Origin of the sequence: Pseudoflavonifractor sp. An184 (genome assembly GCF_002160305.1) — a bacterium.
Taxonomy (GTDB): domain Bacteria; phylum Bacillota; class Clostridia; order Oscillospirales; family Oscillospiraceae; genus Lawsonibacter; species Lawsonibacter pullicola.
The window spans coordinates 69,501-84,345 of record NZ_NFKI01000001.1; the positions used below are offsets into that span (position 1 = coordinate 69,501).

15 protein-coding genes and 1 pseudogene are annotated in these 14,845 nt (G+C 59.3%); 15 read left to right on the forward strand and 1 reads right to left on the reverse strand.

Annotated elements, in window-relative coordinates; all coding sequences use genetic code 11:
- The first annotated feature begins 30 nt into the window (after positions 1–30).
- On the forward strand, positions 31–1,788 hold the full coding sequence (locus B5F19_RS00360) for an ABC transporter ATP-binding protein (protein ID WP_087236190.1): 1,758 nt from the start codon (positions 31–33) through the stop codon (positions 1,786–1,788).
- Entirely contained in the window at positions 1,789–3,519 is a 1,731-nt protein-coding gene (locus B5F19_RS00365) for an ABC transporter ATP-binding protein (RefSeq protein WP_087236192.1), read from the forward strand.
- 124 nt (positions 3,520–3,643) lie between these two features.
- On the opposite strand, the gene B5F19_RS18295 is transcribed toward B5F19_RS00365, so the two are convergent.
- Positions 3,644–3,976 carry a helix-turn-helix transcriptional regulator gene (locus tag B5F19_RS18295; RefSeq protein ID WP_343219408.1) on the reverse strand — a complete coding sequence of 111 codons (333 nt, stop codon included), beginning with the start codon at positions 3,974–3,976 and terminating at the stop codon, positions 3,644–3,646.
- Between B5F19_RS18295 and B5F19_RS17825 the strand changes: the two are divergent.
- The 13 genes and pseudogenes from B5F19_RS17825 to B5F19_RS00435 form a co-directional block, all read left to right on the forward strand.
- Positions 3,881–4,708 (forward strand): annotated as a pseudogene (locus tag B5F19_RS17825) (ATP-binding cassette domain-containing protein); the annotation flags it as partial. The gene B5F19_RS18295 and the pseudogene B5F19_RS17825 overlap by 96 nt on opposite strands.
- A gap of 16 nt (positions 4,709–4,724) precedes the next feature.
- A complete protein-coding gene (locus tag B5F19_RS00380; RefSeq protein WP_087286375.1) occupies positions 4,725–5,096 on the forward strand; it encodes a metal-dependent transcriptional regulator in 372 nt (123 codons plus the stop codon).
- A gap of 62 nt (positions 5,097–5,158) precedes the next feature.
- On the forward strand, positions 5,159–5,614 hold the full coding sequence (locus B5F19_RS00385; protein WP_087286378.1) for a response regulator transcription factor: 456 nt from the start codon (positions 5,159–5,161) through the stop codon (positions 5,612–5,614).
- 144 nt (positions 5,615–5,758) lie between these two features.
- Complete coding sequence (locus tag B5F19_RS00390; RefSeq protein WP_087286380.1) at positions 5,759–6,364, forward strand: MptD family putative ECF transporter S component; 606 nt, start codon at positions 5,759–5,761, stop codon at positions 6,362–6,364.
- A 1-nt stretch (position 6,365) separates the two neighbouring features.
- Complete coding sequence (locus B5F19_RS00395) at positions 6,366–7,037, forward strand: energy-coupling factor transporter transmembrane component T (RefSeq protein WP_087286383.1); 672 nt, start codon at positions 6,366–6,368, stop codon at positions 7,035–7,037.
- A 14-nt stretch (positions 7,038–7,051) separates the two neighbouring features.
- Entirely contained in the window at positions 7,052–8,434 is a 1,383-nt protein-coding gene (locus tag B5F19_RS00400) for an energy-coupling factor ABC transporter ATP-binding protein (protein ID WP_087286386.1), read from the forward strand.
- 13 nt (positions 8,435–8,447) lie between these two features.
- Positions 8,448–9,398: an AraC family transcriptional regulator gene (locus B5F19_RS00405; protein ID WP_087286390.1), complete on the forward strand. Its 951-nt coding sequence runs from the start codon at positions 8,448–8,450 to the stop codon at positions 9,396–9,398.
- Positions 9,399–9,522: 124 nt separating this feature from the next.
- Positions 9,523–11,289, forward strand: a complete 1,767-nt coding sequence (locus B5F19_RS00410) for an ABC transporter ATP-binding protein (protein WP_087286393.1) — start codon at positions 9,523–9,525, stop codon at positions 11,287–11,289.
- A gap of 1 nt (position 11,290) precedes the next feature.
- Positions 11,291–13,039 (forward strand): ABC transporter ATP-binding protein, encoded by a 1,749-nt coding sequence (locus B5F19_RS00415; protein ID WP_087286396.1) that lies wholly within the window; start codon positions 11,291–11,293, stop codon positions 13,037–13,039.
- Positions 13,036–13,422 carry a metal-dependent transcriptional regulator gene (locus tag B5F19_RS00420; RefSeq protein ID WP_087286399.1) on the forward strand — a complete coding sequence of 129 codons (387 nt, stop codon included), beginning with the start codon at positions 13,036–13,038 and terminating at the stop codon, positions 13,420–13,422. The genes B5F19_RS00415 and B5F19_RS00420 overlap by 4 nt, the downstream gene beginning before the upstream one ends.
- Before the next feature lie 61 nt (positions 13,423–13,483).
- Positions 13,484–13,909: a winged helix-turn-helix domain-containing protein gene (locus B5F19_RS00425; protein ID WP_087286402.1), complete on the forward strand. Its 426-nt coding sequence runs from the start codon at positions 13,484–13,486 to the stop codon at positions 13,907–13,909.
- A 72-nt stretch (positions 13,910–13,981) separates the two neighbouring features.
- On the forward strand, positions 13,982–14,617 hold the full coding sequence (locus tag B5F19_RS00430; protein ID WP_087286405.1) for a TetR/AcrR family transcriptional regulator: 636 nt from the start codon (positions 13,982–13,984) through the stop codon (positions 14,615–14,617).
- 8 nt (positions 14,618–14,625) lie between these two features.
- Positions 14,626–14,811, forward strand: coding sequence for a cysteine-rich KTR domain-containing protein (locus B5F19_RS00435; protein ID WP_087286703.1), 186 nt, complete (start codon positions 14,626–14,628; stop codon positions 14,809–14,811).
- Positions 14,812–14,845 lie beyond the last annotated feature (34 nt).

Here is a 14,845-nt window from a genome sequence, read left to right on the forward strand (position 1 = left end):
TATCGGAATACGGCGGAAAGGAAGTGCAGAATGAAAACAAAACGGGAAAATCCCCTGAAAGTCCTCTTTTCCTTCTCTGGAGAGGCCAGGGGAAAAATGACTGGCTCGGTGATCCTGGCCTTTATCGGAGAGATGTTCGGCATGGCCCCCTATTTTGTGGTGACCCTGCTGGCGAAGGAGCTGTATGAGGGCACTGCCACGGTGGAACGGGCGGCGGTCATGGCGGTGACGGCGGCGGTGTGCATGTGCCTGCGGGCGTGGCTTACCGGCCTGTCCTCCATGCGCAGCCATACAGTTTCCTTCACCATCCTGAAGAACATCCGGTGCGCTCTGGCGGATAAAATGGCGAAGGTCCCCATGGGCGTCATGCTGGAGACCCCCTCCGGCACCTTCAAGACTTTGATGGTGGACAATGTGGGGCGGCTGGAGGACATCATCGCCCACATGGTGCCGGAGCTGCCCTCCAACCTGGCCGGGCCGGTTTTCAGCATCATCCTGGTGTTCGTTCTGGACTGGCGGATGGGGCTGGCCGCCTTCATTACCGTCCCCCTGAGCCTGGTGTTCGCCGTGTGCATGATGCGGGGGTACAAGGAGAAGATGGCCGTCTACCTGCGCTCGGGCAACGAGATGAATGCCGCCCTGGTGGAGTATGTGGGCGGCATCCAGGTCATCAAGGCATTCGGGCAGGGGAGCAAGAGCTTCGGGGAGTTCTCCCGGTCGGTCAACTTTTTCCACGACAGCACCCTGGCCTGGTGGCGGCAGAGCTGGTTTTGGATGGCGGGCTTCAAGGCGGTGCTCCCCTCCACTTTACTGGGCACGCTGCCCGTGGGAGCGTGGCTCTATATGCAGGGCACGCTGGAGCTGCCCCTGTTCCTGGCCTGCATCATCATCCCCTTCGGCTTTATGGCCGGGCTCATCAAATTCGGCTTTGCCCTGGGGCAGCTTTCCTACATGGCTCCCAACCTGGACCCCATTCAGGACTTCCTCGACACGCCGGAGCAGCGCCGGCCTGAAAAGCCGGTGAAGCTGGGAGAGCGTTCCTTCCGTTTTGACCGGGTGTGCTTCTCCTATGATGGGAAGAAAGAGGTCCTCCACGATGTGAGCTTTACCGCCCGCACTGGGCAGATCACCGCCATTGTGGGGCCCTCCGGCTCCGGAAAATCCACCATTGCCAAGCTGATGGCCGGCTTCTGGGACGCCACAGGCGGGACGGTCTCCTTCGGCGGGCAGGACATCCAAAATATTCCCTTTGACCAGCTCATGGGGGAGATCAGCTATGTGGCCCAGGACAACTTCCTCTTTGACAGGTCCATCCGGGAGAATATCCGCATGGGCGACCCCGGCGCCACCGACGCGGAGGTGGAAGCCGCGGCCAGGGCCGCCAACTGCCATGACTTTATCATGAATCTGGAGCAGGGGTACGATACCCTGGCCGGAGACGCCGGGGACCGGCTCTCCGGCGGAGAGCGCCAGCGCATCACCATCGCCCGGGCCATGCTCAAAAAGGCGTCCGTCATCATTCTGGACGAGGCAACCGCCTTCGCTGACCCCGAGAGCGAGGCGCAGATCCAACAGGCCATCTCCCGTCTGGTACGGGGCAAGACCCTGATCGTGGTGGCCCACCGGCTGAACACCATCCAGAACGCGGATCAAATTCTGGTGATCGACCAGGGGCGGCTTGCCGCCTGCGGCCGGCAGGAGGAGCTGCTTAACACCTGCCCCCTGTACCGGACTATGTGGGAGCAGTATCAAAGCACGGCGGCTTTTGCCGGAAAGGAGGTCAACTGAATGTTCCATACCATCAAACGGATTCTGGATATTGCCGGAGACCAGAAAAAATACATCTATGCGGGCATTGTCTGCAACATCCTGAAAACCTTTTCCATGGCCATGATGCTCATGGCGGTCTATGTGGTGATCTCCCATCTGGACAGCCTCACCGCCGAGGTGATCGGACAGGGCCTCGGCATCCTGATTGCCAGCGTGTTCGGCCGTTTCCTGTTCCAGTGGCTGGAGGACATCTCTATGAGCGCCAAGGGCTTCGACATCTTCCGGGACTACCGGCTGGCTATCGGTGAGAAGATGAAAAGCGCCCCCATGGGCTACTTCTCCGACCAGCGCCTGGGCACCATCCAGACCACTCTCACCTCCACGGTGGTGGAGCTGGAGCAGTATTCCATGCTGTTTATCACGGACATCACCGGCGGCGTGTCCATGTCGGTCATCATTATTGTAATGATGCTGTTTTTCAGTCCCTGGTTCTCCCTGCTGTCCCTGGCGGGCCTGCTGGTGGGCCTCTATGTGCTGGGAATGGTGCAGAAAGCCGCGGCAGAGCACACCCCCAAGGTGCAGGAGGCGCAGGAGGAGCTGGTCACCCAGTCGCTGGAGTACATCCGGGGCATCGCGGTGCTGCGCTCCTTCTCCCAGACGGTGGGGCAGGACGGCGCGGTGTACCAGTCCTTCCGCCGGCGGCAGAAGGCGGCGCTGGATCAGGAGAAGGCGGCCCTGCCCGCCCTGCGGCTCTATATTCTGGTGTTCAAGCTCACCGGCTGCGCCCTCATGTTCCTGTCCACCTTCCTCTACCTGCAGGGGGCCATCTCCCTGACCTACTGCTTTTTGTTCCTGGTGGCGTCCTTTATCCTCTACTCCGAGATGGAGGTCATGGGGGACGGCTCCTTCCTGGACAAGAAGATCGCCACTGAGCTGGACCGGCTGGAGGCTGTGACCAACATCCCCTCCCTGGACCGGACGGACAAGGCCCTCGCTCCCGGCCGCTTCGACATTGAGCTGAAGGAGGTATCCTTCTCCTATGGAGGAGGCCGGAAGGTCATCGACCATGTTTCTCTCAAAATCCCCCAGGGGACTACCTGCGCCGTGGTGGGACCGTCCGGCTCTGGAAAGACCACCTTATGCAGCCTGATCGCCCGTTTTTGGGATGTGCAGGAGGGGAGTGTCTGCGTGGGCGGCATGGATGTGAAGGACTGCACCGCCGACAGCCTGCTGAAAAACCTCTCCATGGTCTTCCAAAATGTGTATCTCTTCCACGACTCCATTGAGAACAACATCAAATTCGGCAATCCCAACGCCACTCACGGGCAGGTGGTGGAGGCGGCCAAGCGCGCACAGTGCCACGACTTTATCATGGCGCTGCCCGACGGCTATAATACGATGGTGGGAGAGGGCGGCTCCACCCTCTCCGGAGGCGAGAAGCAGCGGGTCTCCATTGCCCGCGCCATTCTGAAGGACGCCCCCATCGTCATTCTGGATGAGGCGACTTCCAGTGTGGACCCGGAGAACGAACACCTGCTTTTGGCCGCCATCCGGGAGCTGACGGCGGGCAAAACACTCATTTCCATCGCCCACCGGCTTTCAACCGTCCGGGACGCGGATCAGATCGTGGTGGTGGACCAGGGACGGATCGTTCAGCAGGGGACTCACGATGCGCTGATGGCGCAGGACGGCCTCTACCGCCGGTTTGTTCAGGTCCGGGAGCAGGCCGAGGGCTGGCGGCTGGAATGACAGCCCCTGCCGCTCCGTGTGGCACACAGAAAAGGAGGACGCCGGAACTGTGCCGGCGGCCCCCCTTTGATGAAGCGGCTGTCTTTCTTTCTGCCTCCTGTCTTTTTCGGTCCGGCATATTCTCTCACTCTGCTTCCCGTGGGTGGGAAAACGCCCGGAACGCTGCCGGACTCTGCCCGGTGTTGCGGCGAAAGAGCTGCGCGAAACGGCTGGGATTCTGATAGCCCACAATTTGAGCGATCTGGCCCACGGGCAGGTCGGTATTTGCCAGCAGCCGCTCCGCACGCTCCATCCGCTGCCCCTGAATATACTGAGTGATGGTGCAGCCGTATCGGGCGTGAAAGGCATCCTTCTCTTTGAGTGGAAGCACCTGATGGTCTCCAAAAGGAACATTGAGAATCTGATTCAGGAGCCGGAGGAGACCGGAGAGGACGCACCCTTTGCCCCAGAGCGGCACGACATCACCTTCCGGGATGTGTCGTTCTCCTATGTACCGGGAGAGCCGGTCCTGAAGAGGGTGTCCTTCACCGTCCCGGAGGGAAAACTCACCGCCATCGTGGGGGACTCCGGCTCGGGCAAATCCACGATTTTGAATCTGATCGCCAAATTCTATGAGCCGCAGAGCGGGACCATCACCATCGGCGATCGATCCATCCAGACTGTCTCCGCAGAGCGGGTGCTGGCACAGCTCTCTATGGTGGACCAGCAGGTGTTCCTCTTTGACGATACCGTGCGGGAGAACATCCGCCACGCCCGGCCCACGGCCACTGACCGGGAGGTGGAGGCAGCCTGCAGGGACGCCGGATGTGACGGCTTTGTGGAGAAACTGGAAAAGAGCTATGACACCGGGATTGGAGAAAACGGCAGCCTGCTCTCCGGAGGAGAGCGACAGCGGCTTTCTATTGCCCGGGCCATTCTGAAAAACAGTCCCATCCTATTGCTGGACGAGGCTACCGCATCCCTGGACATCGAGAACGAGCTGGCGGTCAAGCAGGCCATCGCCAATCTGCTCAAGGAGAAAAAGACCGTGGTGATGATCGCCCATACCTTGTCCATCGTCAAGAACGCGAATCAGATCCTGGTAGTGGCGGACGGAACGATCAAGGAGTCCGGCACCCACGAGGAGCTGCTGGCCGAGAACGGAAAATATGCGGCCATGTGGAACGCAGAACAGAAAATCACTGTATAGAGAAGAGGTCGCGCCTATGAAAAAACTCCATGCGTCGGGCGAAGACTACCTGGAGGCCATTCTGGTGCTCCAAAAGCAGAAAGGCATGGTGCGCTCCGTGGATATGGCCCGGCACATGGGGGTGTCCAAGCCCAGCGTGTGTCATGCAGTGGCCACTTTGAAAAATGGTGGGTTCCTCACCATGGATGATGGCTTTTTCTTGCATTTGACCAATATTGGACGGGAAGTGGCAGAGCAGATCTATGAAAAGCACCGCTTTTTCACGGAGCGCCTGATTGCCGCCGGCGTGGATTCGGAAATCGCTGAGGCAGACGCCTGCAGGATCGAGCACGTCATCAGCGAGGAGAGTTTCCGACGACTAAAGGCAGTTGCGGAAGCAGAGTCATGAGTACAGCAAAAGGAGGGGGCCGTCCACACGGCCCTCTCCTTTTGCCATTGGGAGGGAATACAGTGAACGAAATCATCGTCATCCGGGTCGCAGACCCAGACGGCAGTTTGTTTCAGACAATCGTGGATGCGCTGAATGACAAGCGGTCAGAGATAATTCATGTCACCGCCCCGTTCTCCGCCGTGCTGCGCATTGGAGAACTGGAGATCAATCATGAGCACCGCAGGGTGCTAATGGCCGGCAGGGAAGTGCGGCTCAACCATGGCGAGTATGCCATTCTTTCCTGTATGGCCAAAAGGCCAGGTCGGATTTACACAAAAGAACAACTCTATGCTGCGGCGTGGGACGAGACCTATCCCTATGGTTCCAGTGCTGTAGAAAACACCATTTACCGGCTGCGGAAAAAACTGGAACCAGATCCGAGGAATCCAGTTTATATTAAGACAGTAATCAGAGCCGGGTATAAAATAGAAATTCCTGAGAAGCCCGGGCAGCAGGGAGATGACTGCACACAATAATTCTGACCAATCAGAGCAAAGTCGGCCAAACAGGGCAGACAAGCAGACACTCAACCGATAAAATAGGACGATGTGAGGAGGCCGGGAGGCGTCCTATTTTTCAACACACGGGTTAGCAACATCTAACTAAAAGGAGAGCGCGTTATGTCTGAACCAATTAAACGGCGCGGAATGAGCGGCAAGGATGTCATTACCGTGGGGATTTTCTCCGCCATTTACTTCGTCATTAACTTCGTCTTCATGCTCCTGGGCGGGCTGCATCCGCTGCTGTGGATCTTGATGCCCGGCTTCATCGCCCTGTTCACCGGCATCCCGTATCTCATGATGTGCGCCAAGGTACAAAAGGTAGGCTCTGTCCTCCTGATGGGCCTCATCACCGGCCTCATCTACTATGTCACCGGACAGTTTACCGTGGTGATTCTGGTTTCCTTTGTCATCGCTTGCGGCTTGGCGGAACTCACCCGGGGCCTCACCCATTACCGGAGCATGGCCGGAAATCTGGTATCTTTTGTGCTGTTCTCGGTGGGCATGGTGGGTTCTCCACTTCCTATCTGGCTCATGCGGGATGAGTTCCTGCAGCAGATCACGGAGCAGGGGATGCCGGCGGACTATGTAAATACCCTGGCAGCCCTTTCCTCCAACGTCATGCTGGTGGTGCTGTTCCTAGCTCCCATCGTGGGCGCCATCATCGGAGGATTCATTGCCAGGGCCATGTTCCGCAAGCACTTTGAGAAAGCCGGCCTGGTGTGAGATGGAAACGGAGCAGCGCATATTTGACCCGCGGGCGGGATTGTGGCTGCTGATCGGCGCTAATGTCATCGCTTTCCGTCCCCACGCCTTTTGGCTGGAACTGGCTTTGATCGGGCTGCTTTTGGCGCTGATGCTCGTCCACAGAAGATTTGTAATGGCCATAAAATGGGCGGTGGGATACTGCGCGCTGGTGGTCTTCCAGCAATTCATCCTGCCGGTGTCCCCCATGATCATCGCCACCAGCTTCACCATCTTCGCCACCTACACCCGCCGGATGTTCCCATGCCTGATGACGGGGGCATTGATGCTGACCTGCACCCCGCTGCGATATCTGATCGTAGCCCTGCGGCAGTTACATATCCCTCAGAAGCTGATTGTGGCCATTTCTGTGACGCTGCGGTATTTCCCCGCCATCCGGGAGGAGGTGGGCTACATCCGGGACGCCATGAAGTTGCGGAACATCCGGGGCCTTGACCGCCTGGAGTGTACGGTGATGCCTCTCATGGTATCCGCCACGGAGACGGCGGAAGAGTTATCCGCTGCGGCTGTGACCCGCGGGATCGAAAACCCGGCCCGCAAAACCAGCGCTGTATCCCTGCGGATTTCCCCTCTGGACTTTTTGGGGATGCTGGCAGGTCTGGCCTTGCTGGTGATCTCATTTGTGGTACAATAAGGGAGGCAATGACAATGATAAGCATTGACAATGTTTCCTTCGGCTATGGGGAAGCGCAGGAGACGCTCTCCCAGGTCAGCGCCGCCATCGCGCCGGGGGAGTGCGTCCTGCTGTGCGGGGCCTCCGGCTGCGGCAAGACTACGGTGACAAAGCTGATCAACGGCCTGATCCCGTCCTTTACCCCCGGCTGCCGCCTGGAAGGGCGGGTAGAGGTGGACGGACTTGACCCGGGAACGACACCCATGTACGAGTTGGCTCGGAAAGTCGGCTCCGTATTCCAGAACCCCAAATCCCAGTTCTTCAATCTGGACACGGACAGTGAACTGGCCTTCGGTCTGGAAAATGAGGGCCGGCCGCCGGAGGAGATCCGAAGGCGGGTGGCGGATACGGTGGAGGCCCTGCACCTTCAGGAATTGCAGAGGCGGAGCATCTTCTCCCTGTCCGGCGGGCAGAAGCAGTTGCTGGCCTTCGGCTCGGTCTATGCCATGGGCCCGGAGGTTTTTGTGCTGGACGAGCCCACGGCCAATTTGGACCAGGACGCCATCGCTCGGCTCCACGACCAGATCGCCTGTTTGAAACATCAGGGCCGCACGGTGGTGATTGCGGAGCATCGGCTGTATTTCCTTACAGATCTGATCGACCGGGCGCTCTATCTGCGGGACGGGGTGCTGGAGCGCACCTTCAACTGGGAGCAGTTCTGCGGCCTGACGGAACAAGAACGGGAGGAACTGGGGCTTCGGACCCTGACGCCGGCGGCCTGTACCCTGCCTGCTGTGGCGCCAGCGGGCACGAAAGAAGGTTTGTCCGTAGAGGGATTGACCTGTGCCTATCGGAAAGAACCTGCTGTGTTTCAAGGCCTGTCCTTTTCAGCCCGCCCGGGGGAAGTGGTGTCCATTACCGGGCCCAACGGCGTGGGTAAGACCACCCTCTCTCGGTGCCTGTGCGGTCTGATCCGTGAACAGGCCGGGCAGATCAGACTGGATGGCAGGCCTCTGAACCGGAAGGAGCGGCAGAAGGCGGCGTTCTGCGTCATGCAGGATGTGAACCATCAGCTCTTCTCCGACAGCGTGTGGGGCGAGTGCCGGATGTCCGCACCGGATGCGCCAGACTCAACAGTGGAAGGGGTGCTGGACAGTCTCCATTTGCTGCCCTTCCGGGAGCGCCACCCCATGTCCCTGTCCGGCGGGCAGAAGCAGCGGCTGGCGGTGGCCACGGCGCTGCTGTCGGAGAAACCGATCTTGATTTTTGATGAACCCACCAGCGGCCTGGACTATGCCCGCATGGTGGAAGTGTCCGGGGTGATCCGAAACCTGGCCCGGCAGGGGCGGATCGTGCTGGTGGTCACCCACGACCAGGAGTTTTTGCAGCGCGCCTGCGACCGGGTGCTGCGGCTCTGAGAGGAGGAGAACCATGCTGGAACGCATCATGGCGGACAATGGCTTTCCCAGCCCCGTAGCAGAGAGTGGAGGATGCCGGGTCTTCCAGTTTCACAGTGAGACCGGGGAGGGGATCATGACCCAGTATGACCTGTTTCCCGGCGTCTATCTCATGTATAACGACTTCCACATGGAGAGCTACGATTCCCTGTTTCGCACCACGGAGGATATGCTGTGCATCGACTACTGCCGCCAGGGGCGGATGGAGTATCCGGCGGGGCTGGATACCTACTCCTATGTGGAGGCCGGAGACCTGAAACTGGACCGCCGGCTGGAGCACCAGGGCCACTTCACCTTCCCGCTCTCCCACTACCACGGCATTACCATCGGCTTCACCCTGCCTCTGGCTGTTCAGTCTCTGAAGGAGTGGGTGCGGGAGTTCCCGGTGGATCTGGTGCGGCTCCAGGAGAAGTTCTGCGCCGGCCGCCACCCCAGGGTGATCCACGGGGCGCCCTCTGTGGACCACATCTTCCAGGAGCTCTATGCGGTGCCGGAGCAGATCAAACTGCCCTACTTCCGCATCAAGGTGCTGGAACTGCTGCTGTACCTGGACGCCCTGGAACTGGACGGGAGGACAGAGAAGCCCTACTTCTACAAGTCTCAGGTGGAGAAGGTAAAGGCCGCCCACCGCCTGTTGACAGAGGATCTGGAGCGGCACTACACCATCGCGGAACTTTCAGCGCGTTTCTCCATCCCTGCCACGGCCCTGAAGGAGTGTTTCAAGTCAGTCTACGGCCAGCCGGTCAATACCTATATGCGGAACCTCCGCATGGACCGGGCCGCCCTTCTTCTGCGGCAGGAGCCCCAGACCAGCGTGGCGGAGATCGCCGGACGGGTGGGCTATGACAGCGCCAGCAAATTCGCCGCCGTGTTCAGGGAGGCCAAGGGGAAGACCCCGCTGGAATACCGGCGGGAAGGGCGGTAAATGTTTTCGTCCAAACGGGACCGAACCGGCGCGCCGGAGCGGACAGGAACAAAGTATCTCCCTATAATCGTTGTAGTTAGCGTGAGCGAACTACAACGATTTTTCTTTGAGAGGAGTGCTGTGTATGAAGGAGAGGACCTGGCTTGGCATCCTGCTGTCCTTCGCCGCGCCCTGCCGGGGGAAGATGGCCGCCTCTGTGGTGCTGGCTATTCTCAGCGTTGCGGGCGGCTTTGTGCCATACCTTGGCGTCTATCAGATCATCCGGCTGTTTCTGGAGCGGCAGACCAGCTGGGAGGGCATCCTGTTCTGGTGCGGCGTATGCCTTGCGGGTTACGCCATCAAGGTGGCGGGCTACGCCTTGTCCACCATGCTGGCCCATGTATCCGCCTACACCATTCTGGAGGGCCTGCGCCTCCAGGCGGCGGACCGGCTTATGGGGGCGCCCCTGGGAGAGGTGGACTCCCGGCCTATCGGCGTCATGAAGAGCACCATCGTGGACCGGATCGAGGACATCGAGCCGCCCCTGGCCCACATGATCCCGGAGCTGAGCTCCAACATCCTGCTGCCCCTGGTGGTGGCTATCGCCATGTTTGCCATCGACTGGCGGATGGGGCTGGCCCTGCTGGTGACCATCCCCGTGGCACTGATTCCCATGGCATTTGGGCTGCGGACTTATAACAAAAACTACGCCGCCTACATGGCGGCCAACGCCCATGTGAACAGCGTCATTGTGGAGTATGTGGAGGGTATCCAGGTGGTCAAAGCCTTCAGCCAGGGGGAGCGGTCCTATCAGAAATTCGCCAATGCGGTGAGATCCTTCCGTGATTTTACGATGGACTGGTTCCGCTGCACCTGGGCATCCATGAACCTGTGCCTGTCCATCCTGCCCACTACCCTGCTGGGGACGCTCCCCATGGGGATCTTTCTCTATCAGACAGGGGTGCTGGACCCGGCCCAGGTGACGCTGTGCCTGATGCTGGCGCTGGGGATCGTGACCCCGCTCATGAGCGCCACCGCCTTCATCAACTCCATGAAGAGCATGCAGTTTGCTGTGAAGGATACCCGGGAGCTGCTGGACCTGCCCCAGTTGTCCCAGGTGGAGCGGGACGCGCCCCTCAATGGCTGCGATATTCAACTGCGGGATGTGTCCTTCTCCTACAGCGGCGATGGGGAAGAAGTGCTCCACCATCTGGACCTGACCATCCCCCAGGGGAAGTTTACCGCTCTGGTGGGCCCCTCCGGCGGCGGAAAGTCCACCATCGCCCGGCTGGCGGCCCGGTTCTGGGATGTGACCGGCGGCACCATCACGCTGGGCGGGCGGGACATCCGGGAACTGCCTCTGAAACAGCTCTCCCGGGAGATTAGCTTCGTCACCCAGGACAACTTCCTCTTTGACTGCTCCCTGAAGGAGAACATCCGGCTGGGAAGGCCGGGGGCCTCGGACGAGGAGGTGTTCGCCGCCGCCAGGGCAGCCCAGTGCGAGGAGTTCATCGGCCGTCTGGAGCACGGCTGGGACACCGCCGCCGGGGACGCGGGCAAGCAGCTCTCCGGCGGAGAGCGTCAGCGCATCGCCATCGCCCGGGCAATTTTGAAGGACGCGCCCATCGTCATTTTGGACGAGGCCACAGCCTTCACGGACCCGGAGAATGAGGACAAGATCCAGAGGTCCATCATGGCCCTCTCAAAAGGAAAGACCCTGCTGGTGATCGCCCACCGGCTGTCCACCATTCAGAACGCGGATCAGATCGTGGTGCTGGAGAAGGGGCAGATCGTGGACAGAGGCACCCAGAGGGAGTTGCTGGATCGCTGCCCGCTGTATCAGACGTTGTGGGCGGCTCATGTTGGGGCGCGGAGTTGGGCCGTGACATCGGGTGAAAAGGAGGGAACCTGAGATGTTTCAAAGTGTCGGACGCATTTTGCGGTGGGCGAAGGGCTACCAGAGACGCATGATTCTGGGCTTTGTCTGCTCCTTCTTCGCCACCTGGTGTACCGCCGGGCCGGTGATGCTGGCCGCCTGGGCCCTGGGCCGGCTGATCGGGAACGCCTGGGGAGAAAGCGAAATCTCCGCTTCGCTCCCTTGGCTGTGCCTGGTCGGGATCACGGCGCTGATTTTGCTGCGGTTCCTCTTCACCTACTGGAAGAACCGGCTCCAGGAGAGCATCGGCACGGAGCGGGCGGCAGACCAGCGCATGGAACTGGGGGATATGTTGAAGCGGGTATCCCTGGGGTACTTCGCCAGGAACAACCTGGGGGACATCCTGACCGCCCTCACCACGGAACTGAGCACGCTGGAACTCCAGAGCATGAAGATGGTGGACGCAGTGATCAACGGCTATATCCAGGTGGCGGTGATCCTGCTGTGCGTGGCCATCTTCTGCCCGCCTGCGGCTCTGGTGGCGCTGGCCGGCGTCCTGGTATCCGCCTTTGCCCTGCGGGGCATTGGGCGGCAGAGCGCCCGCACCGCCCCAGTGGGCCACCGCGCCCAGGAGGCGCTGTCCGGCGCGGCCATCGAGTACATCCACGGCCTGCCGGTGGTGAAGTCCTTCGGCCAGGACGGCGTATCTGTCCAGCGGTTCCGGGATGCCTGCCGGGCCAATAAAGCCATCCGGATCAAGAACGAGTTCGGCTTCGTGCCCTGGAACTGCCTGCACTTGTTTGCCCTGCGGGCGGCGTCCGTGGGGCTGGTCCTCACCGCCGGACAGCAGGCTCTGATGGGGGCTTTGCCCCTCCCGTATTTTCTGATGATCGCTCTGTTCTCCTTCACCATCTTCGGCAGTGTGGAGGCCATCAACGACGCGGCCCATGTGTTGTCGGTGACAGACTCTGTCTTGGATCGCCTTGAGGAGCTGGAGCACACAGACTTCATTGACAAGGACGGCCGGGAGATTACCCCGGAGCGGTTCGACGTGGCCCTATCCCATGTGTCCTTTGGCTACGGCCAGCGGGAGGTGCTCCACGATGTGACCTTCACCGCGCCCCAGGGGACCACCACTGCCATCGTGGGACCGTCCGGCTCCGGCAAGAGTACCATCTGCAACCTGGTGGCTCGGTTCTATGACACGGACAGCGGAACTGTGTCTGTCGGCGGCCATGATGTGCGGGAATTTACCTGTGAGAGCCTGCTGCGGAACATCTCCATGGTCTTTCAGAATGTGTATCTCTTCCAGGACAGCGTGGAGAACAACATCAAGTTTGGCTGTCCCGAGGCGACCCATGAGCAGGTGGTGGCCGCCGCCAAAGCTGCCTGCTGCCACGACTTCATTATGGCACTGCCCAATGGGTATGACACGGTGATCGGGGAGGGCGGTTCCACCCTCTCCGGCGGGGAGAAACAGCGGATCTCCATCGCCCGGGCCATCCTGAAGGATGCGCCCATCGTCATCCTGGACGAGGCTACCGCCAGCGTGGATCCGGAGAACGAGCACTTGATCCAACAGGCCCTGTCCGCCCTGACGAAAGGAAAGACCATCCTCACTATCGCCCACCGATTGGCCACCATCCAGCACGCCGATCAGATCCTGGTGGTGGAGGATGGCCGCATCGTCCAGCGGGGCACCCATGTTGAGTTGATGGCCCAGGGCGGGCTGTATCGGCGCTTTATCGAGATCCGGGAACAGGCAGAGGGCTGGAGGCTGGCATGAAGGATAGAGGAAAACAGTCTCTCTATGCGTCGGGCGAAGATTATCTGGAGGCCATTCTGGTGCTCAAAAAACAGAAAGGCATGGTGCGTTCCGTAGATGTCGCCCGGCACCTGGAGGTCACAAAGCCCAGCGTCTGCAATGCGGTGGCGACCCTGCGGGACGGGGGCTTTCTGACGATGGACAGCGACTATTTCCTGCACCTGACCGATGTGGGGCGGGAAGTGGCGGAGCAGATCTATGAAAAGCACCGCTTTTTCACAGAACGCCTGATAGCTGCTGGTGTTGACCCCAAAACTGCAGAGGCAGACGCCTGTCGGATCGAGCACGTCATCAGTGATGAAAGTTTCGAGAGGCTGAAAGCTGCCGCGAAACCAGAATCGTAAGCACAGCAAAGGGAGGAGGCCGTGCAGGCGGCCGCCTCCCTTTGCCATTGGGGGTGAAATCGTGGATGAAATTATCGTTATCCGGGCTGCCGATCCGGACGGTAGCGTGTTCCAGGCCGTCATGGATGCGCTGAAGGGTAAAAGGGCAGAGATGATCGATGTTGTCGAGCAGTCTGCTTCCGTGCTGCGTATCGGGGATCTGGAGATCCATCACGAGCAACGCTGGGTGCTCATGGCCGGCAGGGAAGTGGAGCTCAATCATGGGGAGTATGCCATGCTCTACTGCATGGCCAGTTCACCAGGGCATGTGTTCTCCAAAGCGCAGCTCTATGAGGCCGCTTGGGGCGAGGAATATCTGCACGGGACAAACTCTGTGGAGAATACCATCTGGCGGCTGAGAAAGAAACTGGAGGAGGATCCCAGACATCCTATATATATCAAAACCGTCTTTCGGAGTGGATATAAGATAGTTAGCGGAGACTATTGACTGTTCGCTTCTTTTGTGCTATATTAAAACCGCTGGTTTGAAACCGAAGGTTTTAATTGATGAGGTGGTCACTTGGCAAAAAGAGTAGCAGGCGTGACGGAAAAACTCATGGAATGTGCAAAAGAGGAATTCCTTACAAATGGGTATGAGAACGCATCTCTTAGAGTGATAGCGGAAAAAGCTGGCTCCAGCAAAGGGGCAATCTATATTCGATATCCGGACAAAGAGAGCCTGTACCGCTCCCTCGTACAGCCTGCCATGGATGCTTTTTGTGGCCTGATACAATCGGCGTTGGAGCAGTTTAACCAGTTGCCCGGAGCTGAACAGACCAGCCAAATGTATTCTTTCTCCGACCATGGCTTTTGGGCCTCTGTAGACTATATTTATGACCACTTTGACGAGTTCAAATTGCTCCTGACCAGCGGGGAGAGCAACACATATCAGGAGTTCCTTCATCGTGTTGTGGAACTGGATACACAATGCACCATGCGATATATTCAGGCATCCGGGAATGACGCGATCTCCAGCGGCCGCCTCACACCGGAACTAAGCCATCTGCTGTCCAGCGCCTTTTATACTGGCATATTTGAGGTGGTCATCCACGATATGCCAAAGGAGCAGGCGGTCGAGCATATCCAGAGGATGCGACGTTTCTATATCGCTGGCTGGAAATCCATCTTCTTCGGGGATGGAGGTGAAAACCATTGAGCGGGTGGATCGACCGGAGTGGCTGGATTCATTGCCCTACCTGCGGCAACAAAACTCGTACTAAGGTGAATCCAGACACAATTCTAAAGCGTTTTCCGCTGTTCTGTCCTAAATGCGGAACGGAACACATTGTTGATGTGCAGGGACAAAACATCATATTGTCAGAGCCAGACGCCAAGACGCAGAGCCGATGATGTGCAGGATAATCCTGCGAGTCATCGGCTTTTT

Coding starts and splice junctions, on each gene's coding strand:
- B5F19_RS00395 (WP_087286383.1), top strand. CDS start 6,366: ATGGAAACGGAGCAGCGCATATTTGACCCGCGGGCGGGATTGTGGCTG.
- B5F19_RS00360 (WP_087236190.1), top strand. CDS start 31: ATGAAAACAAAACGGGAAAATCCCCTGAAAGTCCTCTTTTCCTTCTCT.
- B5F19_RS00390 (WP_087286380.1), top strand. CDS start 5,759: ATGTCTGAACCAATTAAACGGCGCGGAATGAGCGGCAAGGATGTCATT.
- B5F19_RS00380 (WP_087286375.1), top strand. CDS start 4,725: ATGAAAAAACTCCATGCGTCGGGCGAAGACTACCTGGAGGCCATTCTG.
- B5F19_RS00365 (WP_087236192.1), top strand. CDS start 1,789: ATGTTCCATACCATCAAACGGATTCTGGATATTGCCGGAGACCAGAAA.
- B5F19_RS00415 (WP_087286396.1), top strand. CDS start 11,291: ATGTTTCAAAGTGTCGGACGCATTTTGCGGTGGGCGAAGGGCTACCAG.
- B5F19_RS00420 (WP_087286399.1), top strand. CDS start 13,036: ATGAAGGATAGAGGAAAACAGTCTCTCTATGCGTCGGGCGAAGATTAT.
- B5F19_RS00405 (WP_087286390.1), top strand. CDS start 8,448: ATGCTGGAACGCATCATGGCGGACAATGGCTTTCCCAGCCCCGTAGCA.
- B5F19_RS00400 (WP_087286386.1), top strand. CDS start 7,052: ATGATAAGCATTGACAATGTTTCCTTCGGCTATGGGGAAGCGCAGGAG.
- B5F19_RS00410 (WP_087286393.1), top strand. CDS start 9,523: ATGAAGGAGAGGACCTGGCTTGGCATCCTGCTGTCCTTCGCCGCGCCC.